The 24,256-nt window shown below is 43.1% G+C and carries 20 protein-coding genes; 2 read left to right on the top strand and 18 right to left on the bottom strand.

Features of this window, described 5'->3' with window-relative positions; all coding sequences use genetic code 11:
- Nucleotides 1-30: 30 nt before the first annotated feature.
- The 8 genes from R0123_RS05215 to R0123_RS05250 all read right to left on the bottom strand — a co-directional run bounded on the left by R0123_RS05215 (nucleotide 31) and on the right by R0123_RS05250 (nucleotide 9,091).
- Nucleotides 31-432: a hypothetical protein gene (locus R0123_RS05215; protein ID WP_323843333.1), complete on the bottom strand. Its 402-nt coding sequence runs from the start codon at nucleotides 430-432 to the stop codon at nucleotides 31-33.
- Nucleotides 433-607: 175 nt separating this feature from the next.
- Nucleotides 608-2,227, bottom strand: a complete 1,620-nt coding sequence (gene lnt, locus R0123_RS05220; protein WP_323843334.1) for an apolipoprotein N-acyltransferase — start codon at nucleotides 2,225-2,227, stop codon at nucleotides 608-610.
- 174 nt (nucleotides 2,228-2,401) lie between these two features.
- Nucleotides 2,402-2,971, bottom strand: coding sequence for a YggT family protein (locus tag R0123_RS05225; protein WP_323841131.1), 570 nt, complete (start codon nucleotides 2,969-2,971; stop codon nucleotides 2,402-2,404).
- A gap of 50 nt (nucleotides 2,972-3,021) precedes the next feature.
- On the bottom strand, nucleotides 3,022-3,867 hold the full coding sequence (gene proC / locus R0123_RS05230) for a pyrroline-5-carboxylate reductase (protein ID WP_323843335.1): 846 nt from the start codon (nucleotides 3,865-3,867) through the stop codon (nucleotides 3,022-3,024).
- 88 nt (nucleotides 3,868-3,955) lie between these two features.
- A complete protein-coding gene (gene tilS / locus R0123_RS05235) occupies nucleotides 3,956-5,305 on the bottom strand; it encodes a tRNA lysidine(34) synthetase TilS (RefSeq protein WP_323843336.1) in 1,350 nt (449 codons plus the stop codon).
- Between the two features lie 133 nt (nucleotides 5,306-5,438).
- Entirely contained in the window at nucleotides 5,439-6,236 is a 798-nt protein-coding gene (locus R0123_RS05240; protein ID WP_323843337.1) for an acetyl-CoA carboxylase carboxyltransferase subunit alpha, read from the bottom strand.
- Nucleotides 6,237-6,357: 121 nt separating this feature from the next.
- Nucleotides 6,358-7,884, bottom strand: coding sequence for an exopolyphosphatase (gene ppx / locus R0123_RS05245; RefSeq protein WP_416381698.1), 1,527 nt, complete (start codon nucleotides 7,882-7,884; stop codon nucleotides 6,358-6,360).
- 202 nt (nucleotides 7,885-8,086) lie between these two features.
- Nucleotides 8,087-9,091 (bottom strand): RluA family pseudouridine synthase, encoded by a 1,005-nt coding sequence (locus tag R0123_RS05250; protein ID WP_323843339.1) that lies wholly within the window; start codon nucleotides 9,089-9,091, stop codon nucleotides 8,087-8,089.
- Between the two features lie 777 nt (nucleotides 9,092-9,868).
- On the opposite strand from R0123_RS05250, the gene R0123_RS05255 reads away from it, so the two are divergent.
- Nucleotides 9,869-13,516 (top strand): Rne/Rng family ribonuclease, encoded by a 3,648-nt coding sequence (locus tag R0123_RS05255; RefSeq protein WP_323843340.1) that lies wholly within the window; start codon nucleotides 9,869-9,871, stop codon nucleotides 13,514-13,516.
- A gap of 134 nt (nucleotides 13,517-13,650) precedes the next feature.
- Here the strand turns inward: R0123_RS05255 and R0123_RS05260 are convergent, their stop codons facing one another.
- From R0123_RS05260 to R0123_RS05300, 9 genes are all read right to left on the bottom strand, one after another.
- Nucleotides 13,651-15,177, bottom strand: coding sequence for a fumarate hydratase (locus tag R0123_RS05260; RefSeq protein ID WP_323841124.1), 1,527 nt, complete (start codon nucleotides 15,175-15,177; stop codon nucleotides 13,651-13,653).
- Between the two features lie 217 nt (nucleotides 15,178-15,394).
- Entirely contained in the window at nucleotides 15,395-16,486 is a 1,092-nt protein-coding gene (gene hisC / locus R0123_RS05265; protein ID WP_323841123.1) for a histidinol-phosphate transaminase, read from the bottom strand.
- Nucleotides 16,487-16,533: 47 nt separating this feature from the next.
- Entirely contained in the window at nucleotides 16,534-17,853 is a 1,320-nt protein-coding gene (hisD, locus tag R0123_RS05270) for a histidinol dehydrogenase (RefSeq protein WP_323843341.1), read from the bottom strand.
- 14 nt (nucleotides 17,854-17,867) lie between these two features.
- A complete protein-coding gene (gene hisG / locus R0123_RS05275) occupies nucleotides 17,868-18,515 on the bottom strand; it encodes an ATP phosphoribosyltransferase (RefSeq protein ID WP_416381487.1) in 648 nt (215 codons plus the stop codon).
- Between the two features lie 80 nt (nucleotides 18,516-18,595).
- Nucleotides 18,596-19,858: a UDP-N-acetylglucosamine 1-carboxyvinyltransferase gene (gene murA / locus R0123_RS05280; protein WP_323841120.1), complete on the bottom strand. Its 1,263-nt coding sequence runs from the start codon at nucleotides 19,856-19,858 to the stop codon at nucleotides 18,596-18,598.
- A 39-nt stretch (nucleotides 19,859-19,897) separates the two neighbouring features.
- Nucleotides 19,898-20,140 (bottom strand): BolA family protein, encoded by a 243-nt coding sequence (locus tag R0123_RS05285; RefSeq protein ID WP_323841119.1) that lies wholly within the window; start codon nucleotides 20,138-20,140, stop codon nucleotides 19,898-19,900.
- Nucleotides 20,141-20,357: 217 nt separating this feature from the next.
- The gene (locus R0123_RS05290) at nucleotides 20,358-21,221 is read right to left on the bottom strand and encodes a BON domain-containing protein (RefSeq protein ID WP_323843342.1); all 864 of its coding nucleotides are present in this window, start codon (nucleotides 21,219-21,221) and stop codon (nucleotides 20,358-20,360) included.
- Nucleotides 21,222-21,317: 96 nt separating this feature from the next.
- On the bottom strand, nucleotides 21,318-21,734 hold the full coding sequence (locus R0123_RS05295; RefSeq protein ID WP_323841117.1) for a YraN family protein: 417 nt from the start codon (nucleotides 21,732-21,734) through the stop codon (nucleotides 21,318-21,320).
- On the bottom strand, nucleotides 21,735-22,199 hold the full coding sequence (locus R0123_RS05300; RefSeq protein WP_323841116.1) for an RDD family protein: 465 nt from the start codon (nucleotides 22,197-22,199) through the stop codon (nucleotides 21,735-21,737).
- A 135-nt stretch (nucleotides 22,200-22,334) separates the two neighbouring features.
- Between R0123_RS05300 and rlmH the strand changes: the two genes are divergently transcribed.
- Entirely contained in the window at nucleotides 22,335-22,817 is a 483-nt protein-coding gene (gene rlmH, locus R0123_RS05305) for a 23S rRNA (pseudouridine(1915)-N(3))-methyltransferase RlmH (protein WP_323841115.1), read from the top strand.
- A gap of 61 nt (nucleotides 22,818-22,878) precedes the next feature.
- Here rlmH and R0123_RS05310 read toward each other — a convergent pair whose 3' ends face one another.
- Nucleotides 22,879-24,111 (bottom strand): multidrug effflux MFS transporter, encoded by a 1,233-nt coding sequence (locus tag R0123_RS05310; RefSeq protein ID WP_323841114.1) that lies wholly within the window; start codon nucleotides 24,109-24,111, stop codon nucleotides 22,879-22,881.
- Between the last annotated feature and the right edge of the window lie 145 nt (nucleotides 24,112-24,256).

Raw genomic sequence — 24,256 nt, forward strand, 5'->3', positions numbered from 1 at the left:
ATTGATGAATGATAAAACATCATTAAAAACTTATTTTTTTTCGTCAATTTTAGCTTCGGTTTGTGCTTGTGCTTTTTGCTCAGCTGTTTCTGATACAGGTGCTGGATTTGTTGTTTCAGCAGGGGCAGTTTCAGCAGCTGGTTTATCTTCGGTAGCTGTTGCTTGTGTTGGTGCTTGGGTGTTTTCACCTGTTTGCTCAAGTTTTTCTTGAGCCTCCGCTACCGCAACACCGCTCGCCTGCGTATCCGCCGCTGGCATTGCTTCGGTTGTAGGGGCAGACTCCGCTACTGATGCTGCTGGCTGATGCTCTCCTGCTGGACGCAGCCATGCAAAAATAGCAATACCTGCAATCATCACAAGTAAAAGAACGATGCCAACTAGTGCCGATAGCGTTTCTTTGGTTGGGTTGTTATTTGATGCATCATGTGCCATAAATCACCTGTCGTAACGATGGTTGGTTGTTAAGTTAAAATAAATTTACTCTATTATATACCAAATTTTACTTTTTTGTACAATTCCTTTGACATATCAAGGAATTATTGTGCAAAAAAGCAATCAGCTTCATCAATGATTACTGATTATCTTTTGATGAAATTTTTGGTAGACATCAATCACGCACGCCTTTAGCTGTGTAGTATTTTTGGTTAAGACTGGTAGCAGATTGGCTATTTTTGGCCATAAAACTTAGGATAATAAGCAGTGCACTTAGCCCCAAAATAGGATAGCTACCAAACCGCACAAAAGGTGTTACACCAACCACCATTGGTACCTCGCCACGCAAAATGGTGCGTTTAAACTGTGGTGCCTGACTTTCGATTTGTCCTTTGTGATTGATGATGGCTGTAATGCCTGTGTTGGTCGCTCGAATGAAATAGCGTCCTGTTTCAAGACTACGCATTTGCACCATTTGTAGGTGCTGCCAAGGCCCTGCTGTCGTACCAAACCATGCATCGTTAGAAATTGTCAGCAGTACCTCGGCATTTTTGGCATTGAGGCGTGTCGTGTCTGGATAGGCCACTTCATAGCAGATGGCTGCACCCATGTTTTTATCCTTGACAGTCAGTGGCGATTGGGTGTTATCACCCGCACTGATGTTCACCGTCCCTTGCATATTGGCAAGGTCTGGCAAAATATTTAACAGCCCCGCAAAAGGCACATATTCCCCAAAGGGCACAAGGCGTTGTTTTTTATAAAGACCAACACCAGTATTGTCAATGGCAACAACACTATTATAGATCGATGGATAAGCATCTTTGGTCTCATCATATCCATCAAAATCACGATACATCAGCCCTGTTACCCAAGCTGAATCATGTTGTATGGCAGTGCTGGCGATATGATTGATAAAAGGTCTGGCCTCATTTTGAGACATTGGAATCGCTGCCTCTGGCCATATGACGACATCACGACCCCACTCGTTTTTGGATAAATTTTCATAAATTTCCAATGTATGTGTGCGATATTGGGTCAGCCATTTTAAGTCTTGAGGAATGTTGCCCTGCACAAGAGAAACGGACAATTTATCATTCTTAATTTTGACCCAGTCAGCTTGACCGACTAAAAAACTTGCCAATAACGCCAAAACTGACAGAACAAAAAAAGCCAATTTTTGGCGGAACAACTCCACTACCGATGCTGCAAAAAATACCGCCACAAAACTGATACCAAACACCCCAAAAATAGGTGCAAGCCCATTTATCCAAGACTGCTCAGTAAATACATAACCAACAAAAAGCCAAGGAAAGCCAGAAAATACCCAAGTTTTAAGCCACTCTTGAATCACCCAAAGCGATGCAAAAGCAAGAGGTTGTCGGCCGACAAAGCGTACAAAAACCCATGCAAACACCGCATGAAATAGCCCCATCACCATCGCCATCATGCCAATCATGATGACCGCCAACCAAGACGAAATGGCACCATATTCATGAATCGAATGATACAGCCAAAAGGCACCAACCGCCCAAGTACCAAAACCATAAGCCTGCCCAATCCAAAAAGCCCTGCACGCACCATCTTCATTGATGAGCAGTGCATATAAAGCCATGACAGAAAATATCGCCACAGGCCATAAATGATAGGGGGCAAGTGCCAAACTAAACACCCCACCAGCAAGCAATGCCAATAGCATTGCCACACCCACAGGCAAGCCAATGGCACGCTTTTGTCTGATGGTTGATTTGGCTTTGTTGGTTGGAATGACTGGGTGGTAAATGGACTTTGTTGTCATAAAAATTTTCTTATGGTGATTTAAAAGAGGCTTTAACAGTGCTTAAAATGATACGCAAAGAAACACAAAGCAAGGTTTGTGTTTTTTAAAGTTGAACAACTGGCTTTTGACAACCTTAAAAAAAACACCAAATCCATGCCTTGCAAACTTTTTTGGTTTTTTTTGGTGATTAATTTACATTCTTCCCAAAATATTGCCACCAATAATGGTGATGAACTCTTGTGCAAGTAATAATCCAAAAATCGCCGCAATCGGAGACAAGTCAAGCATACCAAGATTAGGTATGATACGGCGAAACGGTGCAATGATCGGCTCGGATAACTGCATGATGAGATATGCCACAGGGTGTGAGACATTCATCAACATCACAACCCAGCTTGCAATCACCGACCCAATGATGATGTAGCGTAGCATCGCTAAAAATTTAATGATGGCCTGAAGCGTCCCCACAAAAAACAGCGTTATTGCGTCTATTGATTCTTTTAAAATAAAAACATTTGCTGTCATATTGACCCAATACAACAATAACATCAACACAATCGCCGCTGTGCTGATATGACGCTCCGAGCCAACATTAGGAAAGATACCAGAGAACACATCAACCACGCCTGTCATACGCTTGGTAGCTTGCATATAAGGGCTTTTTGCATCCACTTGGGCAAATTCAAACATAAACCGTAAAAATAACACCACCAATGCAAAATTAATCACAGCATTAGCAAGAATAAAAAGAGGTGTATTCATAAATACCAAACCATTACTCAAATCCAAATTTTAATCAAACCGCCAACAAGTCAGCCTTGGCTTAATATGCCACCAAGCTCACGACTGCGATAAGCACAAGCGTCCATGCCATCTTGAATGGCTCCTGCCAAGCCTTTTTCATCAAAAGCCGCCAATGCTGCAGCGGTCGTACCGCCTTTTGAGGTTACCTGCGCACGCAAAGTTGCTGGCTCAGCGTTTTTTGCCAGCTCGCCTGCGCCGATAAGGCTTTGAATGGCCAGAGCCTTAGCACTGTCTTTATCCAGCCCCATTTGTATCGCTTTTTCAATCATATTTTCTAAAATATAGAAAAAATATGCAGGTGCAGAGCCTGCAACTGCTGTTACTGCGTGCATGAGATTTTCATCATCAAGCCATACAACAAGGCCAGAGGCACTCATGATGGCATTCACGATGACCTTGTCATCATCATTCAGATGATGGGCAAACAGCCCTGTCGCCCCAAGTCCTATGGCTGATGGTAAATTTGGCATACTACGGACAATTTTTGTGTAGCCATTGAGCATATTTTGTAAAGCCTCAACCGATAGCCCTGCTGCCACAGACAGCACAAGCTGAGTGGATAGATGCGGTGCAATCGTCTGACACACCTCTTTCATCACTTGTGGCTTGACCGACAGCACCACCACATCAGCATCAGCAACAACAGTCCATGCCTCATCTGGGCCAATCGCTTGCACACCCTTGGCTATGAAAGATTGACGCTTAGGCTCATTACGGTCGGATACGCAAATTTCAAAATCAAGCCCTGTGGCATGTTTAACTTTCAACAGCCCATCAATGATGGCATTAGCCATATTACCACCGCCAATAAAGACGATTTTTTTGTGATTCATGACATTATTCAAATTATTCATAGCATTCCTTAATGACCACCACTCATCAATATATCATATCGGTTAATACATCAGCGATTCACGCACCATTGTACACCATCTACACCCATCAAGCAAAGTAAGCACCCTTTATCATGACATCTTTATTGTCAAGTCGCCATGCACACCCGACTGTAAGCAACAAAACTGGCCTATCCTCACAACAAACAAGCCATAAATTATCCCTTAGCCATACAGGGATACCAAGTGTCTGCATAAGCTTTTTACCGTGTAGATGTTTATGAAAAAATGGCACAACCATTTGTCGTGTTACGCTTTTTATGGTGATAAATCGCCCTATCAAGTCATCAGGAATCTGCCAATGTATCATACAATTTTTGCAATTTTTTAGGGTAAAAATACCACCACAGCCCCCAAAATCAATCGCATCATCTCCTTGATTCTCCGCCAGTAGACAGTCCCAAGCATCATCACGATAACGGTAGATATACTTGCCATATCGACCAATGACATAACCGTTTTCCCCTTGCCAAAACAGCTGTGTCTGATGGTCATTGCTTGTGCGATGAACAAGATGCAACACATCTTGAACCAGCCTATGACTTGGCGGTAACGGCTCATCTTGTGTCAGCCACGCATGAATCAGGGCAGATTGCAACAAGTGTGGGACAGTTGTCAATTTATCAATATCCAACACCTCACAAAATGGAGGCTGTGAAAATGTAGCACTCACCACCCAAGCCATTTTTTCACCAACAACCCAATCCACAATCTGGGCAGACTGTGCTAAAAGCTCGCCAGTTCTTGCAATATTTTGTATCGCTTTTGGGTTAATTTGCTTTAAAGTCGGCATGACATGATTGCGAAGTCTGCCACGCACATACTTATCATCAAGATTGGTCAGATCGTCCACATAAGGCAAATGATGCTGTCTGGCAAATTGGCTAATCTCATCACGAGTGATGGTCAGCATGGGGCGAAAAAGCCGTATTGTCTTGTCTTTGCAACATTTTTGTTGCCAAACTTTGATTGCTGATAAACCCTGCACACCCGCCCCATTAATAAGACGCATCAGCATGGTTTCGGCTTGGTCGTTCGCATGGTGAGCAACCAACAGTACATCGCCATCATTCATCACATTCATGAAGGCATCATAACGAGCAATTCTAGCAGCGGTCTCGCTATTTTTTTGTAAACTGACAGGCAATATCTGGCAGATAAAACCTTGTTCGCCTGCCCAATTTTGCACCAACTTAGCCCAATCATCATTGACGCTTTGCCAACCATGATGCACATGAAGCAAGGTTGGTAACATTGGTAATTTGCCTTGTTCATAGAGCAATTTGCACGCCCACGCCAAGGCAAGCGAATCTCGCCCACCACTACACGCCAAAAACAGCTGACCGCCTGCCAAGTTTTTTTGATGAATTTTTAGAATTTGCGATAATTGATCAAGCATGAATCAAACTGACAATAAAATGAAAAGTGAAACAATAAATGGCAAGACTGACAATAAAAAAGCTAGAATATCATCATTCTAACTTTTTTAAGCATTTTTTTGTGAAGTTTTTTTTAAATCAAACCAACAACAATCACAGCGAAACCGTTGAGTTGAACGACATCAAACGCTGATAACGCTGTTCTAGCAGCTCGTCAGTTGGTAGTTGCTTAAGTTCATCAAGCTGACGAGCCAGTGTGGCTTTTAGCGTGTCCATGACCAATTTAGGTTCTTGGTGTGCACCCAAACCCTCTTGAATGACCTCATCAATCAACCCAAGCTGATACAAATTATTGGCGTTTAGTTTTAATGCCTCAGACGCATCAGGTGCTTTTTCAGCGGTTTTCCACAAAATAGATGCACAGCCCTCAGGGGAAATGACCGAATAAATACTGTTTTCAAGCATATTGACTCTGTCTGCCACACCAATAGCAAGTGCACCACCTGAACCGCCCTCGCCAATAACGGTGGCAATGACAGGTGTTTTAAGGCTACTAAATACCGCAATTGACTTAGCAATCGCTTCTGCCTGACCTCGCTCTTCAGCACCCACGCCAGGATACGCACCTTGTGTATCAATAAAAGTAAACACAGGCAGGCCAAAACGCTCAGCAAGCTGTACTAGGCGGATAATTTTGCGATAGCCTTCTGGGTGTGCCATACCAAAATTATGGGCGATACGCTCACGAGTTGAACGGCCACGATGCTGACCAACCACCAACACAGGCTCACCATCAAAACGAGCCAAACCACCGATAATCGCTCTGTCGTCTGCAAAGGCTCGATCACCATGTAGCTCATCGAACTCAGTAAACATCTCCGACACATAATCTAAAAATAATGGTCGCTTGGCATGGCGAGCAAGCTGAACACTTTCCCAAACTGTACTCATCTTTTTATCCTAAATGAACAAATGTAAACTTAGTTAGTGTAGCATATTTTTTGATATTTGCTAATTATTTTGTCATTTTTTTAAATGGCCAATGTCAAATTCACTGCTTTTTAGATGCCACCTAGGCCACTTCAAGCACCACACCCCATTTGGCAAACTGTACCACATCAGCATTTAGCTGCGTGCCGATCAGCTCTGCGTGCAAGCCCTCACCCACCGAAACTTGCCAATGGTCTTTTTTTACAATTTTAAGCGAAATTGGCGCTGCTTTGGTGGTACGGCTTTGATTAGCTTGCACCGCCAAACGCAAAATTAAGCAAAGATAGAGCAATTTGCGACCACCTAAATTCTCCACAGTCTCAAGTGCATCTGCCTTTAATTTGCGTCTATGGTGCAAGGCAATTTGTGCCATCATCGCCTGCCCCGCCTGAGAAAATCCTGCAATGTCAGAAAATTCTAGCAAATAAGCACTGTGCTTTTGATAATTACTGTGTCCAATCGCAAGCCCAATTTCATGCAGATTTGCCGCCCGTCTCAATAAATCACGGTCTTCATCATCAAAATCCAACTTGTCTTTACTGCTTTCAAACAGCCTTGCACAAGTTGTCATTACCCGATTTGCCTGCTTGATATTGACCGAATATCGCTCTGCCATCGCTGCAATGCTACGGTCTCGCACATCTTCATCACCAGACCGACCCAACATATCATACATCACCCCCTCACGCAATGCTCCATCAGAATAGCCAAGCTGTTTGATGCCAAGCGTCTGCATGATGGCATATAACTCTGCCACACCCGCAGGAAAAACCGCTTGTCGGTGTGCCTTTACACCTTCAAAGTTAATCTTATTGACTTTACCAATCTTGATGAGCTGGTGTTTTAATTTCATCATGCCTTCAATGGTGATAAACTCATCTGCCAAACCCAGCTCTTGTAGCACAAGCAGTGTTGCCTTGGCCGTACCACTTGATGCAATGACATTGTCCCAGCCAACTCTTTTATAGCGTTTTGCAATAGATAATAGCTCGGTTTCAGTGGTTTTCATGGCATTATCAAAAGCAGTTTCGGTAATCTTGCCATCGGCAAAAAATTTTTTGGTGAATGACACACAGCCCATCTGCAAACTTTCCATTTCAAGTGGCTCAAAACCCTGACCAATGATGAACTCGGTTGAACCACCACCGATATCAATCACCAAACGCTTATCAGTACTGGCGTTTGAGTGCGACACACCCAGATAAATCAAACGAGCTTCCTCACGCCCTGCAATGACCTCAATGGGGCGTGGCAACAACCGATTAGCACGCCTGATGAATTCTTGTGCATTCACCGCCTTACGCAAGGCATTGGTCGCCACAATGCGTAGTAGACTTGGATTGACCTCGGTTACATGCTGAGCAAAACGATGCAGACAATTAAGTCCTCGTTGCATTGCTTCACCAGACAGAACATTATTTTCATCAAGCCCTGCGGCCAACTGAACCTTCTCAGAAATCGATGCCACCTTACGCACTTCACCATGATCAAGGCGTGCGATGGCAAGATGAAAGCTATTTGAACCCAAATCAATCGAGCCGATCAGCTCTTCTCGACCAACCAAAGCCTCCGCCTCGGTGATGGATTTGGCGATTTGCTCATGACGCATGGTGGTATCAATTTGCACAGTTTTCATAAGTTTTCCTAAATTTTTATTTCAATACAAGTACATTTGGCAAGCAGTCAATAAAACAACAACATTGTGCTTTTTTGTGTTTTGTGCAACATACAATCAAACCATCAGTATTGACAATTTGACATTTTTTTGACGATCAAATTTTATCAAACCTTTTACCTTTTTCTCATCTCATTTAAGCAACAAAAAACCCACATTTTTCTGGAAATAAGTTTGCCATATCAGATGGCACATCGGCGATGAATTTAGTTGGCAGATTAGCATCGCCATGAGTAAACACCAATTGCCAAGCGTGCAAACACAGACGAGGTACAGCAGGAGCATCTTGGGTCAAGTATTTATCATCGCCCAATAGTGCATGACCGATACTTGCCATATGCACACGAATCTGATGAGTCCGTCCTGTCAGTGGCGACGCTTGCACCAAACTAACCGCCTGCCCATCAATCTCAAAGCGTGCCAAAATTTGAATGCGAGTCTGGCTGGGTTTGCCATCTTTATCCACTTTGACACGACGTTCTGAGCTTGGCAAAGTGTATTTTAACAACGGCTTATCAATGATTTGCGTATCTGCTTTAACATGGCCTGCCGCCAAACACAGATAACTTTTTTGAATACTTTTTTCACGAAAATTTTCTTGCAAGCTTTTTAAGGTGCTGCGTTTTTTAGCAATGAGCAACAGCCCTGAGGTGTCTTTATCAATGCGGTGAATGAGTTCAAGATATTTTTTGCCAGTTGCCACACGCATCGCTTCAATGACCCCAAAACTTTCGCCAGATCCACCATGCACCGCCATGCCACTTGGCTTATTAAGCACAATCAAACCCTCATCTTCAAAAATGATACGATTTAACAATGAGTTGGCAAAACCCTCGCTGATCACAGGCTCCTCACGCACCGACAGACGCACAGGCGCAACACGCACCACATCTCCTACTGCCAAACGATCGTGAGGCTTGCAGCGTTTTTTATTGATACGAATTTCATCATCTCGAATGAGTTTATAAAGGTGCGAACGAGGCAATCCTTTAAGCCTTGCCAGCAAAAAATTATCAATACGCTGACCATCTTGGTTAGATGTTACCGTGATAAAATTAACCCGACTAAAATCACTGATGACATCATCAGCACTTTGAATTTTTTGGACCAATTTTGATGGTGATTTGCGTACACTTTGCATTTTATTGGTCGTATTTTTGGTGAATTGGCGTTTTTTTTGCATAATTTTAGTAAAAATTGTTAAAAATAGAAAATTTTTGGTAGGAAAATGACTGAAATTTTGGTATAGTTTAGCATGTTGCACGCAAAAAGGCGAAATTCTCAATCAAAAACGCCTTTTTACCAAATCTTTAAATCAATTTTATGAAATATCGGTCACAGATGGCTTGATTTTATAACTGCACAGAGCAGCGTATCGGTCTGACACACCGCATTGATTTATATGGCAACCCAACAAATTTTTTGGCAGTAAATGCCACAACATCCGTTTGAGATACACAAAAAGATTATCAATATGAATGTAAGAATTTTGCCAAGTTTTAAGCTGATTTGCAAAGTTCTACACAATGAAATTTTTATTAATTTTTGTGGTTAATTTTGGCTCATTGGCACAAGACAAACTCTGCCTTTGAAAGAAGACAAGCCCAAAATACCACTTGCAACCTTGGTGCAGGCAATGGTTGTGGCTGTGTTGTGCAATCAACACAGCTAAGCATATTAAGAATTTTTTTATACCACCTGTTGCTATGTGAGGGTGGTTAAATTTGACAAATAAAATGAGTCAATGGTTGACCAGCTTATCTTGTGAGTCATTCATAAGATAGATACACCATCTTTATAATAATCTTTTAATCACCTAAGAAATGTCAAATCCAAAAAAACATTTCTTAGGCCATCATCAAACGGTGTTGCCAAACTTTACTTGGAAAATCCAAGTCAATTTTAGTTAAGGAACACCATGAAACGCATTCTTATCAACGCCACACACAACGAAGAAGTTCGTGTTGCACTGTGCAAAGACAATCACCTATACGACTTTGACCTAGAAAATCGCACTCGTGAACAAAAAAAAGCCAACATTTACAAAGGCCATATCACTCGTGTTGAGCCATCGCTAGAAGCGGCTTTTGTTGAATATGGCTCAGTACGACAAGGCTTTTTGCCCTTGCGTGAAATCGCTCCAGAATACTTGCATGGTAATGCACGAGAAGATAACATTAGACAGCTTTTAAAAGAAGGCGATGAAGTTATTGTACAAGTTGAAAAAGAAGAAAGAGGCAACAAGGGTGCGGCATTATCAACTTATATCTCACTGGCTGGTCGCTATCTTGTCTTAATGCCAAATAACGCCAAAGCTGGCGGTATTAGCCGTCAAATATCTGGCAAAGTCCGTGAAGAGATGAAGCAAATCATCGCAAGCCTATCCATTCCAAAAGGCATGAGCGTCATTGTACGCACAGCAGGTCTTGGTAAAGGCTTTGAGGATTTGCAAAACGATTTGAACCATCTGTTAGACATTTGGACATCTATCCTAGATCAAAACAAAAAGCGTCCCAGCCCATGTTTGGTACATCAAGAAGCTGGCGTGGTAACTCGTGCGGTGCGTGACTATCTGCGTGATGACATTAGCGAAGTGTGGATTGACAGCGAAAACGCCTATAACGAAGCGGCGAATTTTATCGCTGCGGTCATGCCAACTCAGCTTGATAAATTACGCAAATACACCGAATATGAGCCAATGTTTGCACGCTTTGGCATTGAACGCCAGATTGAAACAGCCTATCAAAGAGAGGTACGCTTACCGTCTGGTGGCTCTATTGTGATTGACCAAACTGAGGCAATGGTCGCCATTGACATCAACTCATCAAGATCTACCAAGGGCTCTGATGTCTCTGAAACTGCCTACCACACCAATCTAGAAGCGGCTGACGAAATTGCACGACAGCTACGCCTAAGAGACATGGGAGGGTTGATTGTCATTGATTTTATTGATATGGCAGATGCTCGCCATCAAAAAGATGTGGAGAAACGCCTCATTGAAGCAACTCGCCACGACCGTGCTCGTGTGCAGTTTGCCGAAATTTCTAAATTTGGTTTGATGGAGATGAGTCGTCAGCGTCTGCGTCCTTCATTAGAAGAATCCACAGGCTATATCTGCCCTCGTTGTCATGGCAATGGCATGATTCGTGATTTACGCTCGCTTTCTTTATCCATCATGCGTCAAATTGAACAAATTGCCCTAAAAGAACGCATGGGCGAGATCCAAGCTGAGGTACCAACTGAAATCGCTGCATTCTTACTGAATGAAAAACGCGAAAGTCTTGTGTATTTAGAGCAAGACAGTGGCACACGCATCACCGTCTTGCCACACGCCCACTTAGAGAGCCCAAATTTCAGCCTGCACTTCAACCCAGATGGCTTTGCACCATCAAGCTATGAACGCATCGCTCACGCCGAAGAAGAAGAAATGGGCGACCGTGGTTATGATACCAACTGGCACACCGAAAATGAGCAGGTTGAAAATACAAGCAAAGACACGCCAAATCGCTGGCAAAAAGCCAATACCGCCAACGAAAAGCGTGAAAAAGCCATTGAAAAACAAGCGGTCGCAGAAGTCAAAGCTGAGCCACAAGTTGCTGCTTGGTTATCCAATTTATTTGCACCAAAGCCACAGGCACAGCTTGCAGGCAGTCTGAACAACTCAAATGCAGCCGCCGCCATTGAATCCATCATCAATGCAGGCGGTGTCAGCCTTGGTGCAAGTGGCACAGCAAACCTTGTCCTACACACAAACAACACAAAAGACAGCAGTAACAATGAAGGCAGCGATCGTAGCGGCAATGACAATCGCCCAGCAAGAACAGCCAACACTAAGGCCGAGCGAAACGCTCGTGAAGACAACCAAGAACGACGCAATAAGAAAAAAGTAAAAAAAGAAGTTGTTATTGAAGAAGCAAAAGAAAAGGCAGACAAAAAACCAAAAAAAGAAGAATCAAGCCATCCTAAACGCGAATCAGGCTCTCGCCGTGATTCTCGTGGTGAGATTTTGCGTGGTGAGACACTGAGCATTGACAACATCAGACCCAACCATAAAGCTGATGAAAGAGCCAAGCAAGCCCATAAAGAATCATCGGTTACAAACACGCCAAACGAAGTTGTGGTGAATGTTACACCGATGATTAAGGAAGAAAAGACAGGCGAAACCATACACATTTCGCTAGATGGTAGCAAGCCTGATGTCGTCAAGGCAGACAAACCCAACAAAACAATCAACGCACAATCAGATCTGACTACACCTGATGCAAAAATCCAAACTACTGATGAAGTGATTAATGCTGCTGACACGCTTAGCATCACGCCAGCACATAATCAAGACAATACCACTCCTACTGTTGCGGAGGTCAGCGCATCCGTTATAGCCACTGACAATGCCCAGCAGGCAGAGATGGGCAAGATGGAGGAGCAATTTGCAGACCAAGCTAGCAACCAGACCATCGCACCCAATTCACGCCTGATTGAACTGGCTCGTCAAATGAATAAAGCAGTCAATGACCCTAGAGTCGTCATTGCCAATGAAAGTAAACCAAATGCTGTCTTTGGTACAGCTGGCGAATTCATTGAGCGTGTACTTGGCACGGATAAAGGTGATGATTTTGTGCAAAATTTCATCAATGCTTGCACCAAAAATCAGGTCTCTGTTGCTGAATTTAATTTTTCTAATTATGGGTATGCACCATTGGCCACTACATACCTAGCAGCATTTGACAAAAAAACCAGCGTCGCATCACGCATCAGTGCTCCGCAAGGCAAAACCAAAGCCCCAGCATTACGCATTACTCGCCGAGCCACCAACGACCCACGAGGTCAGCACCCAGACTTTGTTGAGGCAGGCAATGAGTCAGATGCAACAGTGAACACAACCAAACAAAACACAAATCAGGACGAAACATTGCCCAAAAAGACGGTGGGTTTATCGGTTGGTTTGGCAGTTGATGAATCAAAAGTTGATACCAGCGAATCTGCTTCTTCAACCAAGCAGATGGACGCCACATCTGATGAACAAGCACAGGTAGCAGACAACAGCAACGACGCCAAACAGAGCAAAGCTGATGAGGCAAACACGGCAAAATCCAAAGAAAAGCCAGAAGAAACCCTCATTGAGCAAATCAAAGATGGTTTGGAGTCTGCCATTGATGCTCTTGGCGACACCATTGGCGACTTATTCAATGAGACTAATGAGACCGACAAAGCAACCAAAGCAAATGAAACTGATGAAGTCTCTACCACCGACCAAAAGGCGTTAAGCAAGGCACCTGCTGATGTAGCCGACTCATCAGTAACGCCAGATGCCAGTAGCTCTGAAGACAACAAAAAGTCTAAAAAGCGTACCAACAGTTATAAGGACATGATTGAAAATGTCGCAGGTCAGCTACTGCCCCAAGTAGGCATTTTAAACCTAGCACAACCAAAACCTGCCAAGACACGCATCAAAAAGACTGCAAGCAAAAGCGGTAATAAGCCAAAGTCTGAAGTGCGTAAGGCGGGTGAAAAAATCTCAAAAAGCAAATTAAAAAAAGACCCCAATGAAAGCGACACCAACAAATAGTCTGGCTTAACAAATACAAAGCATTTGTTATTTTAATGCCTATTTTTCAAATGACTTTATAAAAAAATGTCTGATTTAATACAAAAAACCCAAGCCATATTGGTCTTGGGTTTTTTGTATTTTTTGGTAGATAATCACGCTTCGGTGACTGGAATTTTACCAATTTTAGCTTGCCAAATTTTTGGTGCAGTGGCATGTACCGACACACCATTACTGTCAACCGCCACGGTAACTGGCATATCCTTCACCTCAAATTCATAAATCGCCTCCATGCCAAGCTCAGCAAATGCGACCACTTTGGCCTCTTTGATTGCCTTAGAGACCAAATAAGCTGAACCACCCACTGCCATCAGATAGACCGCCTTATTATCAGCAATGGCTTCGCACGCCACTTTACCACGCTCAGACTTACCAATCATGCCAAGCAGACCTGTTTGTTCTAGCATTTGCCGAGTAAATTTGTCCATACGAGTGGCGGTAGTTGGGCCTGCTGGACCGACCACTTCATCACGCACAGGATCCACAGGGCCGACATAGTAGATCAGCTTATTGGTAAAGTCAACAGGCAACTTTTCACCATTATTTAACATATCTATCATTTTTTTGTGAGCGGCATCTCGTCCTGTATAGATTTTACCGTTTAAAAGCAATACATCGCCTGTTCTCCAAGTTGCCACCTCATCTTTGGTTAGGTTATTGACATCAACCCTCTTGCCATTTTCAGGATTATAAGTAATGTCAGGATATACCGATAAATCAGGTGGTGTTAAAACAGCTGCTCCACTGCCATCTAGTTCAAAATGAATGTGGCGAGTGGCTGCACAGTTGGGAATCATTGCCACAGGCTTAGAGGCCGCATGAGTTGGGTAGTCCAAGATTTTAACATCTAGCACAGTTGTTAATCCACCCAAACCCTGTGCACCAATACCCAATGCGTTCACTTTTTCAAAAATCTCTAAACGCAATTTTTCAGTGGTTGATAAATCCGCACCCTCTTCTGCTTTTTGTTTTAGCTTATGAATATCAATATGACTCATCAGGCTTTCTTTGGCCAAAAGTGTGGCTTTTTCTGGCGTACCTCCGATGCCAATACCAAGAATGCCTGGTGGACACCAGCCCGCACCCATTGTTGGCACAGTTTTAACCACCCAATCCACAATGTCATCAGATGGATTGAGCATGGAAAGTTTAGATTTATTCTCACTACCGCCCCCTTTAGCGGCACAGGTTACATCTACGGTATCGCCTGCAACCACTTCCATGTGAATCACCGCTGGGGTATTGTCCTTAGTATTTACTCGTCTACCAGCAGGGTCAGCAAGAACACTGGCACGCAAGGTGTTATCAGGGTGATTATAAGCACGGCGAACACCTTCATTGACCATCTCAGTGACACTCATGGTAGCATCCCATTTAACATTCATGCCAATTTTTAGGAACACGGTGGCAATGCCTGTATCTTGGCAAATAGGGCGATGTCCTTCGGCACACATACGACTATTAACCAAAATCTGGGTCATGGCATCTTTGGCAGCGGGATTTTCCTCACGCTCTAAGGCATCAACAAGTGCAGTGATGTAATCGGTAGGGTGATAATAGCTGATATATTGGAAGGCATCGGCAATAGAGGCAATAAAGTCTTCTTGTTTGATGACGGTCATGATTATTCCTTTTGGCTGGTTGTAAACAATCCAACCTATTCAAAACAATACCTTCAAACTTACTTGCCGCACTACCTGTACAATTTCGTTCGTTTGTCTTGTTTTAAATTGGCTAAATTGGCAACTGGCTGATAAATTAATACAAAAAAGCTCTGTCATTGTAGCATAAAATGACAGAGCTTTAAAACATTTAACCACGCTCAAATCAGCTCAAAACCTATAAAATCTGCCTAAGTGCATCAAGCAAACGCTGATTTTGTGCATTTGTGCCTACCGTAATTCGTAAATAATCCTGAATGCGTCGTGCGTCCCAATGCCTCACGATGATGCCCCGCTCACGCAATTTTTCAAAAACATCTTTAGCAGAAAGCATGGCATGATTTGGCTTGACAAATAAGAAATTTGCCGATGATGGCAACACATCAAAACCAAGATTTTGCAAAGACTTGGCTAATTTTTCACGCAGTTTAATCACCGCTTGGCGTTTTTCTTCAAAATACTCATCATCTAAAATACTGGCCATCGCCCCTGCCTGTGCCACTTTATCCAAAGGATAGCTATTAAAGCTATTTTTATAGGTTGATAATGCGGCAATCAAATTGGCATTGGCAAATGCCGCACCCACACGCAAACCTGCCAATGAACGAGATTTTGAAAAAGTCTGTGTTACCACAATGTTGTCAAACTCACCAATCAAGCTGACCGCCGAGGCACTGCCAACATCGTCAGCATAGTCAATATACGCCTCATCAATAACAATAACAGCATTAGGATGTTCATCAGCAAGCTTACGAATACCATCAATTGGCAATAACACACCCGTTGGGGCATTTGGATTTGGCAAAATCACACCGCCACACGGAATGCGATAATCATCAGGATCAATGCTAAAATCATCTTTTAGGGCGATGGTCTGCACATTCACATCAAAGGTCTGTGCGTAAACAGGATAAAATCCATAACTGACATCAGGCATCAGTAGCGGACGCTCTTTGACAAAAAAACAAGCAAAAATAAACGCCAATACTTCATCAGAGCCATTCCCCACAAAGACCTGTTCACGACTTAGCCCGTGATAATCTGCCAAAACCTGACAAAGCTCGTCTGACTCAGACTGAGGATACAGTCTGAGTGCATGGCCATCGTCAGCAAGCACCGATTGCATGGCCAAGATTGCCTTTGGGCTTGGCGGAAATGGGTTTTCGTTGGTGTTTAATTTACACAAGTTATCCATTTTTGGCTGTTCGCCTGCCACATAAGGGGTTAGCCTGCGGACCTTACCACTCCAAAGCCTTGTGTCAATACTCATATTTTATCCTAATTTGACTGTCTTATTTAATAAGTATTTGATTGATGTTATTGTAAATCCACCACATCATGACGATAGCGTGCCGACAAGGCATGTGCATTTAGGTCTTCTTGCACCGCCAATATGTCTGCAGTTTTTGCTAGTGGCTTTGAGCCATCTGCCGTACAATAAATGATCGATGTTTTTTTGGTGAAATCATACACGCCAAGTGGTGAGCTAAATCGTGCTGTGCCTGATGTTGGTAAAACATGATTTGACCCTGCACAGTAGTCGCCAATGGCTTCTGGTGTATGGCGACCTAAAAAAATCGCCCCTGCATGACGAATAAGCCTCTCAACTTCCTGTGGCTTATCCAATGACAACTCCAAATGCTCTGGGGCAACTTGGTTAATCACCGCCACCCCTTCATCTCGGTCTTTGACCAAGATTAACGCCCCACGAGCAGACAAAGCTTGCCGTGCAATGTCGGCTTTTGGCAATCTTTTCAACGCTTTATCCAACGCATTTTTGACATCATTGAGCTGTTTGGCACAAGTGGTAACAAAAATCGCCTGTGCCACCGTATCATGCTCGGCTTGACTCAATAAATCCATCGCCAGCCAATCAGCATCATCGTTTTTTTCCCCCTCAGCATAGACCAACACCTCTGATGGGCCTGCAATCATATCAATACCTACCTGACCAAAAACAGCTCGCTTAGCAGCGGCGACAAATTTATTGCCTGGGCCTGTAATTTTATCTACTTTGTCAATACGCTTTGTGCCGTACGCCAATGCTGCCACCGCCTGAGCACCACCAATTGTAATGACATTATCCACGCCCGCCAAGTATGCCGCCGCCAAGACAAGCGGATTTAGCCTGCCATTTGGTGCAGGAACGACCATCGTAATTACGCCCACGCCTGCAACTTTGGCTGGAATGGCATTCATCAATACACTAGAAGGATAGCTTGCCAAACCACCTGGTACATAAATGCCTACACGATCAAGAGGTGTCACTTTTTGCCCCAATGTATTCCCCAAAGCATCAGCGAATAAAAACCCTGCTTCTTTTTGATGTTCATGAAAATCAAAAATACGCTGGGCGGAAAATTCTAGGGCAGTTTTAATCTCATCTGTCAAACCATCAAAAGCCGATTTTAGCTCATCAAAGCTGATAAATAATTCATCAATACTGTCAGCTGGATGTGCATCAAAGCGTTTGGTCAATTCAAATACCGCCTCATCACCTTGGGTACGCACCTGAGCGATGATGTCATCAACTGTCTTAATCAATGCTTGATCAGTGATGGTTTCAAAAGCAAGCAACTTAGATAATTTTTCTTTAAAATCAATATCTTGACTATTTAATATGGCTAAATTTGGCATGATTTACCCCAAGATTAAGTATGGTTATTTTGGACAGCGTTTTGCAAAATATCCAAAATTGGTTGTAGCTGGCCAAACTTTCGCTTGTAGCTGACAGGGTTGGCAATCAGTCGTGATGAAACATGGCAAATCTCATCAAGTGGTTCAAGACCATTGGCACGCAAAGTATTGCCAGTATCCACCACATCAACAATCAAATCGCCCAAGCCCACCAGTGGTGCAAGCTCCATTGAGCCATACAGCTTGATGATATCCACCTGCTCACCTTTGCTGGCAAAGTATTCTCTGGCAACATTGGTGTATTTGGTGGCAATTCGCAAACGGCGAGACGGTAAGACAGCCCCTTTAATGCCTGCGGTCATCAAGCGACATTTGGCAATATTTAGATCAATAAGCTCATAGACATTGGCATCATATTCCATCAGCACATCTTTGCCAGATACGCCAATATCTGCCGCTCCATGCTCAACATAGGTTGGCACATCAGAAGCACGCAACAATAAAAATCGCACATTAGGATCATTACTTTCAAAGATCAGTTTGCGTGATTTATCCATATCATCTATCGGATGAATGCCAGCCTCCCGAAATAAAGGTAGGGTTTCGTCCAAAATCCGCCCTTTGGACAGGGCAATGGTTAAACCGTTAAAATCTGTCATCATCTCATCTTTTTCAAATTTTAAACTTATTAAATTTTATCTTATCAAAATAAGACGCACCGCCAACAGGCAGTGCGTTCAAATCAACCCTTGATGCGTTCAATATTCACACCAAGTGCTTTTAATTTATTTTCCACATCATCATAGCCCCTATCAATGTGATAGATGCGATCAATGATACTCTCACCCTCGGCACACGCTGCCGCCATGACAAGCGACATAGATGCACGCAGGTCTGTCGCCATCACAGGTGCAGGGGTAAATGTCTCTACACCTGTGATAATGGCGGTATGCCCATCAATACGAATATTTGCCCCCATGCGATTAAGCTCTGGCACATGCATGAAACGATTTTCAAAAATACTTTCAATCACTGTACTTGTGCCTTTTGCCAAACAACACACCGCCATCAATTGAGCTTGCATGTCGGTTGGAAATCCAGGGTGAACTTGTGTGCGAATATCCACCGCCTTTGGGCGACCTTTCATCACTGCACGAATCCAGTCATCGCCTGTGGTGATGCTCGCACCCATCGCCTCAAATTTTTTCAAGACAGGGTGTAAAAATTCTGCTGATGTATTTTTAGTTAATACATCACCCTCACTCATCAAAGCACCTGCCAAATATGAGCCAGTCTCAATACGATCAGCAATCACGCCATACTCACAACCATGCAGACTCGCCACACCTTCGATAATCATCGTAGGCGTACCGATGCCACTGATTTTTGCACCCATGGCGACCAGCATATTTGCCAAATCAACCACTTCAGGCTCACAAGCACAGTTTTCTAGGCGGGTCGTACCTTTGGCAAGTGATGCTGCCATGATGACATTTTCTGTACCGCCGACCGTTACCATATCAAAAGCAAAGTTACAGCCAATCAAGCGTCCACCAGCAGGTGCCCTGGCTTTGACATAACCATTTTCCACAACAATGCTTGCACCCAATGCCTCAAAAGCCTTTAAATGCTGGTCCACAGGGCGAGAGCCAATAGAGCACCCGCCAGGCAACGACACCTCTGCCTCACCAAAGCGAGCAAGTAGCGGTCCTAACACCAAAATAGAAGCACGCATGGTGCGTACCAACTCATAAGGGGCATAATAGCTGGTAACAGAGCGTGCATCTGCAATGACGGTATTGCCTTGTTTTTTGATACTAACGCCAGTGCCTGCAATGAGCTTGATAAGCGTTTCGGTGTCTTTTAGGGTTGGCACATTATGCAGGACGGTTTCATCATTTGGCAAAAGCATCGCAGCAAGCAATGGCAATGCTGCATTTTTTGAGCCAGAGATAGTAACCTCGCCAGCAATGCGACTTTTGCCAATGATTTTAAATTTATCCATGATAAATCCTATTTTATTTATCTGTCAGCTATTGATCTATCAGCCTTGTTTGGTTTGATATTCAGCAGGTGTCAAGGCATGAATGGTCAAAGCGTGCATTTCTCCACTTTGAATGCGTGGATTGACGATGGCATAAACGCTCTGCTGGCGTTGCACAAGGCGTTTGCCATGAAAGCATTCATCAACAATTAACACCTCAAATTTATTACCTTGATTTACCGCTTGAATTTCAGCATCTGGGAAATGTGGGCGTAGCAATTTAATCAAATCATCAGCATTCATGGTTTTTTCCAAGTATTTAAAAATTAAAAAAGCAGTTTATTATAGCAAAAGTTGTACTTTTTATACCCAGATTTATGGCATTTTTGTTAAAATTTTTCATGCCCAAGCAACTTTGAGCAATAGATCAAGCAATATTGGTCAAAAAGCTGGGGTGCTTGACGCATTTTTAAAAATAATTTGCGATTAGGTTTTAACAACTGCCATCAACGGATATGAGTTAAGGCGTGCTTGTGCCTTGATATAGTTGCACATAATCACTGGTCGCCTTGCCTTTGGGTGCATAGACAGGAGCACTGTTGGTTGGGGCATTAGTACTTGCATTTGGAATATAGATTTCTTGCAAGGCATACGAAGTCGTCTGCTTATTATCACCATGGGTTGCACCGTTTGGTGCATTTTTTACAGCATTTACAGTAACAGCACTGGCTGATGTATTGGCATTGGTCATACCGACATCAGCTGTACTAGGGCTTATCATGCCAGTGTTTGGCACATTGTCATTACCGACCAAAGTTGTCAAAGTAACCGCCGATGCCATGCCTGCGGTTTGTTGCACTGCTTGTAATATGTAATCTTGCTGCATGGCTGTCATATAGCCCATAATGTACGCTGTGCGATCACGAACAATAATTTTATATTGCGACGCCTTGATGCCATGATTGGTAATAAGGCGTGCGTTAATCTTAGATTTTAGATAGCTTTCATGCACCGTATGACTTTGGCTTTTTGGCGTATCAGTAACAGTTAAGTAGTTGTACACCACTGCCACATCTCTCATTGATTTTAGCATGGCTTCAATATCGGCCTTGACGGCTTGACTTGGCACTTCGCCTGTTACCAAAACTTCACGGCGAAAGCTATCTAATGCAATACGCACCGTACTTTCACTCACCCCATTGATGTGTAATAGATTCTTGCGAGCAGTAAATTCAATACTTTCATCAATAATACGCTCAGGCAAGCTACGACCCAACTCATAGGAACCAAAATTTTGATTGGCATCACCACTTATGGTCAGCGTACTACACCCTGTCAGTGCCATCATCGCACCAAACACAGTAATAGATATTAACTTTTTCATAACTTCCACCTTTTTTAAGCTTCTTTTTTTTAGGTTTTTAGTTCAAACTTTTTGGTTGTCAGTTTTTTGGTCCAAAATGACTGGCAAGCCACTTTATCATTCCACCAAAAACGCCGCTTTTAGCCAGTAACTCATGCTGTTTTGTCCATTTTTTCCATACTCATCAAAGGCAATGACATCAAAACGACAGTCATGCTTGATAAACTCTACATGGTTTTGTAAAAAATGATTCGCAGCTGCGATGATTTTGCTTTGCTTAGCAGGGGTGATACTCTCAATTGCACTGGCAAATTGATGATACTGACCATGCCTCCTAACACGCACCTCAATAAATACAAGCGTTTTTACCAACCTTCCAAGTCGGTTGGTCTTGCATTCCTCAGCAATGATATCAATCTCGCCCAATCTTGGCACATTGTAATTACGCATAATGATGGCCAGTCCGCCATCTTGCACCATTTGGCAAGCACGGTTCTCATAGGCATTGCCAACACGCTTTGCACTCTGGTGCATTTAGCGTTCACGCACAACAACGCTTTTGGCAAGTTTATCATGCCAGCTTTGTTTTTTCTTATCAAACGCCGCCCAAATATAGCCCAAGCCAAACACCAAAGACGATAAAATATAGCCAAAATATCGAACAAGTGATTGCCCAACAGTCAGATAATTACCCGTTTTATCATCTAACACTTTTAGACCAAAAAGCATTTTGCCAGGCGTTGCCCCTTTTTTTAACCAAAACCAAATGGTCATCACAATTGGTAAAACCCAAGTAACCAGCACATTAACAACACCAAAAGAATGCTCATCACTAGAAAAATAGGCATCACCATAAGTCAGATACAAAATTGGTAAAACAACAAGCAAAAACAGCACGCCGTCCACAAGATGTGCGGCAAAACGCACCCAAAAACCTGCGTATTCATACACAATATTATTGCGTGCAGGGTGGTCAACATGATAAAAATCGTTATTCATGACTCATACCTTACAAAAAAAATTTGGCCCTTAGCATAGCAAAGTTTTTAAATTTACGCCATTTTTTTGCATCAATAAACAAGATTTTTTTGTGATTTTTCTTTAAAATAGACAAAAAATTAACACGAGATTATCATGAAACTAAGAATTTTGAGCATCGGACATAAGATGCCTGCATGGGTGCAGTCTGGCATAGATGAGTATTTTAAACGCATTCAACCAATGATAAGTACCGAGATCATAGAACTTACACCTGCCAAACGCACCAAAAACCCATCGCCTGCCGACATTGAAAAATACAAACAGCAAGAAGGACAGGCCATCTTGAATGCTCGCCACCCAAAAGAACAACTCTGGGTGCTAGAAATCAAAGGAAAAATGCTGTGTACCGAGCACTTGGCAGACAAATTGAGCATGGCAATGACCGATGGTGCAGATATCGCTCTTGTCATTGGTGGTGCTGATGGGGTATCAACAGAAGTGTTGGCAGCTGCAAATTTTAAATGGTCGTTGTCCAATTTGACTTTGCCACATCCTCTTGTGCGTGTGATTTTGGTTGAACAGCTTTACCGAGCAATGAGTATCATCAACAACCACCCTTATCATCGTGGCGGTTGATTTGAACCAAAATAAAGGCTGTGTTGTGCTAACAGCACCCAAACACACCAAAAAATAATTCTCAATCAACTTTGGATAAATCCAGCTTGGCATCTAAACGATACACCAAAAATGTACCAGCGACTGTCAAAATAGTCGCCGTAATGCCAAGTTTTGACACAGGATTGACATCAAATATGCTTAGTATTAATCCACCAAAAATCCCCACCGAAAACTGCAATGCACCTTGCATTGCTGCTGCCATGCCTGCGCGCTTTTTTTGAAAAGCCAGTGCAATCGCTCCTGCATTCGGCTGTGTAAAGCCAAGCCCTGCAATACAGACAAAAATCGCCACAAAAACCAACACAAAATTTGCCCCGCCACCAAATATCAGCCCAAGCATTAACAGGCATATTGCTGAAATGACTTGCATCAGCGCCCCAAAACGAAGCAACTGCACCAAACGAAATTTTTTGGTCAAAAACTGATTAACCTGAGTCAGTGCAATGAAACCAAAGGCATTTGTCCCAAAAGCAATTGCAAATTCTCTCTCAGACAGCCCATAATTTTCCATAAAGAGTATACTAGCAATTGATAAATAAATAAAAAACGAACCTTGTAGCAGACCTGCTGCCACCGCAGGAATGGTAAAAGTGCTGTCTTTTAACAAATCCACATAGCCAATAAAAGTCTCGCTCACAGGACGAGTATTGCGATTTTCTGGCAGTAAAGTTTCTTTTAAAAACAACTTGGTTAAAATAACAATCAGCACGCCATAAGCTGCCAAAAACCAAAATAGCACATGCCAATCAAAAACCTGCAAAATCATCGCTCCAAGCGTTGGTGCCAAAATAGGTGCAACCCCCATAACCAGCACCATCAAGCTAAACGCACGAGCCGATTGAATGGGGTTGAGTGTATCACGAATGGTCGCACGCGTTACCACACCTGTTACGCACGCCCCTAGTGCCTGTATGGTACGAGCCACAAACAACACCCATTCATCATTAGTCATGGCACAAATCACAGATGCGGTAATAAAAATCGTCATACCAATGTACATTGGCTTGACACGCCCAACTCTGTCGGAAAATGGACCATAAAACAGCTGACCAAATACCAGTCCGATAAAATAAGCAGGCACAGAGCGAGCCACATTGGTGGTGCTCACACCAAATTCCTCTGCCATACTTGGCAAAGCAGGCAAATACATATCAATCGCCAGCGGACCTATGGCAATCATCACACCCATGATAAGCACCCACAGTGTTGGGAAGGGCTTTTCTTGCACAATTTGGTTTGGACTATTATTCATCATTTGCCTATGTCTATGGTTTATTCATTGTTAATTTTAGCTTTAACAGCTGGTATTTTTTGATTTGCGTTATTCTAGCATAACTGCCACACATCATGTGTTTTGATATGATATAAAATTAAACCCATGCAAAACATGGGTTTAA

It is taken from the genome of Moraxella sp. Pampa, from assembly GCF_035181385.1.
In the GTDB taxonomy this organism is placed as follows: Bacteria; Pseudomonadota; Gammaproteobacteria; order Pseudomonadales; family Moraxellaceae; genus Moraxella.

Coding starts and splice junctions, on each gene's coding strand:
- hisD (WP_323843341.1), bottom strand. CDS start 17,853: ATGCCAAATTTAGCCATATTAAATAGTCAAGATATTGATTTTAAAGAA.
- R0123_RS05300 (WP_323841116.1), bottom strand. CDS start 22,199: ATGAATAACGATTTTTATCATGTTGACCACCCTGCACGCAATAATATT.
- R0123_RS05240 (WP_323843337.1), bottom strand. CDS start 6,236: ATGAGTACAGTTTGGGAAAGTGTTCAGCTTGCTCGCCATGCCAAGCGA.
- hisG (WP_416381487.1), bottom strand. CDS start 18,515: ATGATGACAGATTTTAACGGTTTAACCATTGCCCTGTCCAAAGGGCGG.
- R0123_RS05285 (WP_323841119.1), bottom strand. CDS start 20,140: ATGAATGCTGATGATTTGATTAAATTGCTACGCCCACATTTCCCAGAT.
- R0123_RS05260 (WP_323841124.1), bottom strand. CDS start 15,177: ATGACCGTCATCAAACAAGAAGACTTTATTGCCTCTATTGCCGATGCC.
- hisC (WP_323841123.1), bottom strand. CDS start 16,486: ATGAGTATTGACACAAGGCTTTGGAGTGGTAAGGTCCGCAGGCTAACC.
- R0123_RS05310 (WP_323841114.1), bottom strand. CDS start 24,111: ATGAATAATAGTCCAAACCAAATTGTGCAAGAAAAGCCCTTCCCAACA.
- lnt (WP_323843334.1), bottom strand. CDS start 2,227: ATGACAACAAAGTCCATTTACCACCCAGTCATTCCAACCAACAAAGCC.
- R0123_RS05255 (WP_323843340.1), top strand. CDS start 9,869: ATGAAACGCATTCTTATCAACGCCACACACAACGAAGAAGTTCGTGTT.
- murA (WP_323841120.1), bottom strand. CDS start 19,858: ATGGATAAATTTAAAATCATTGGCAAAAGTCGCATTGCTGGCGAGGTT.
- R0123_RS05225 (WP_323841131.1), bottom strand. CDS start 2,971: ATGAATACACCTCTTTTTATTCTTGCTAATGCTGTGATTAATTTTGCA.
- rlmH (WP_323841115.1), top strand. CDS start 22,335: ATGAAACTAAGAATTTTGAGCATCGGACATAAGATGCCTGCATGGGTG.
- proC (WP_323843335.1), bottom strand. CDS start 3,867: ATGAATAATTTGAATAATGTCATGAATCACAAAAAAATCGTCTTTATT.
- tilS (WP_323843336.1), bottom strand. CDS start 5,305: ATGCTTGATCAATTATCGCAAATTCTAAAAATTCATCAAAAAAACTTG.
- R0123_RS05295 (WP_323841117.1), bottom strand. CDS start 21,734: ATGCACCAGAGTGCAAAGCGTGTTGGCAATGCCTATGAGAACCGTGCT.
- ppx (WP_416381698.1), bottom strand. CDS start 7,884: ATGCGTCATGAGCAAATCGCCAAATCCATCACCGAGGCGGAGGCTTTG.
- R0123_RS05250 (WP_323843339.1), bottom strand. CDS start 9,091: ATGCAAAGTGTACGCAAATCACCATCAAAATTGGTCCAAAAAATTCAA.
- R0123_RS05215 (WP_323843333.1), bottom strand. CDS start 432: ATGGCACATGATGCATCAAATAACAACCCAACCAAAGAAACGCTATCG.
- R0123_RS05290 (WP_323843342.1), bottom strand. CDS start 21,221: ATGAAAAAGTTAATATCTATTACTGTGTTTGGTGCGATGATGGCACTG.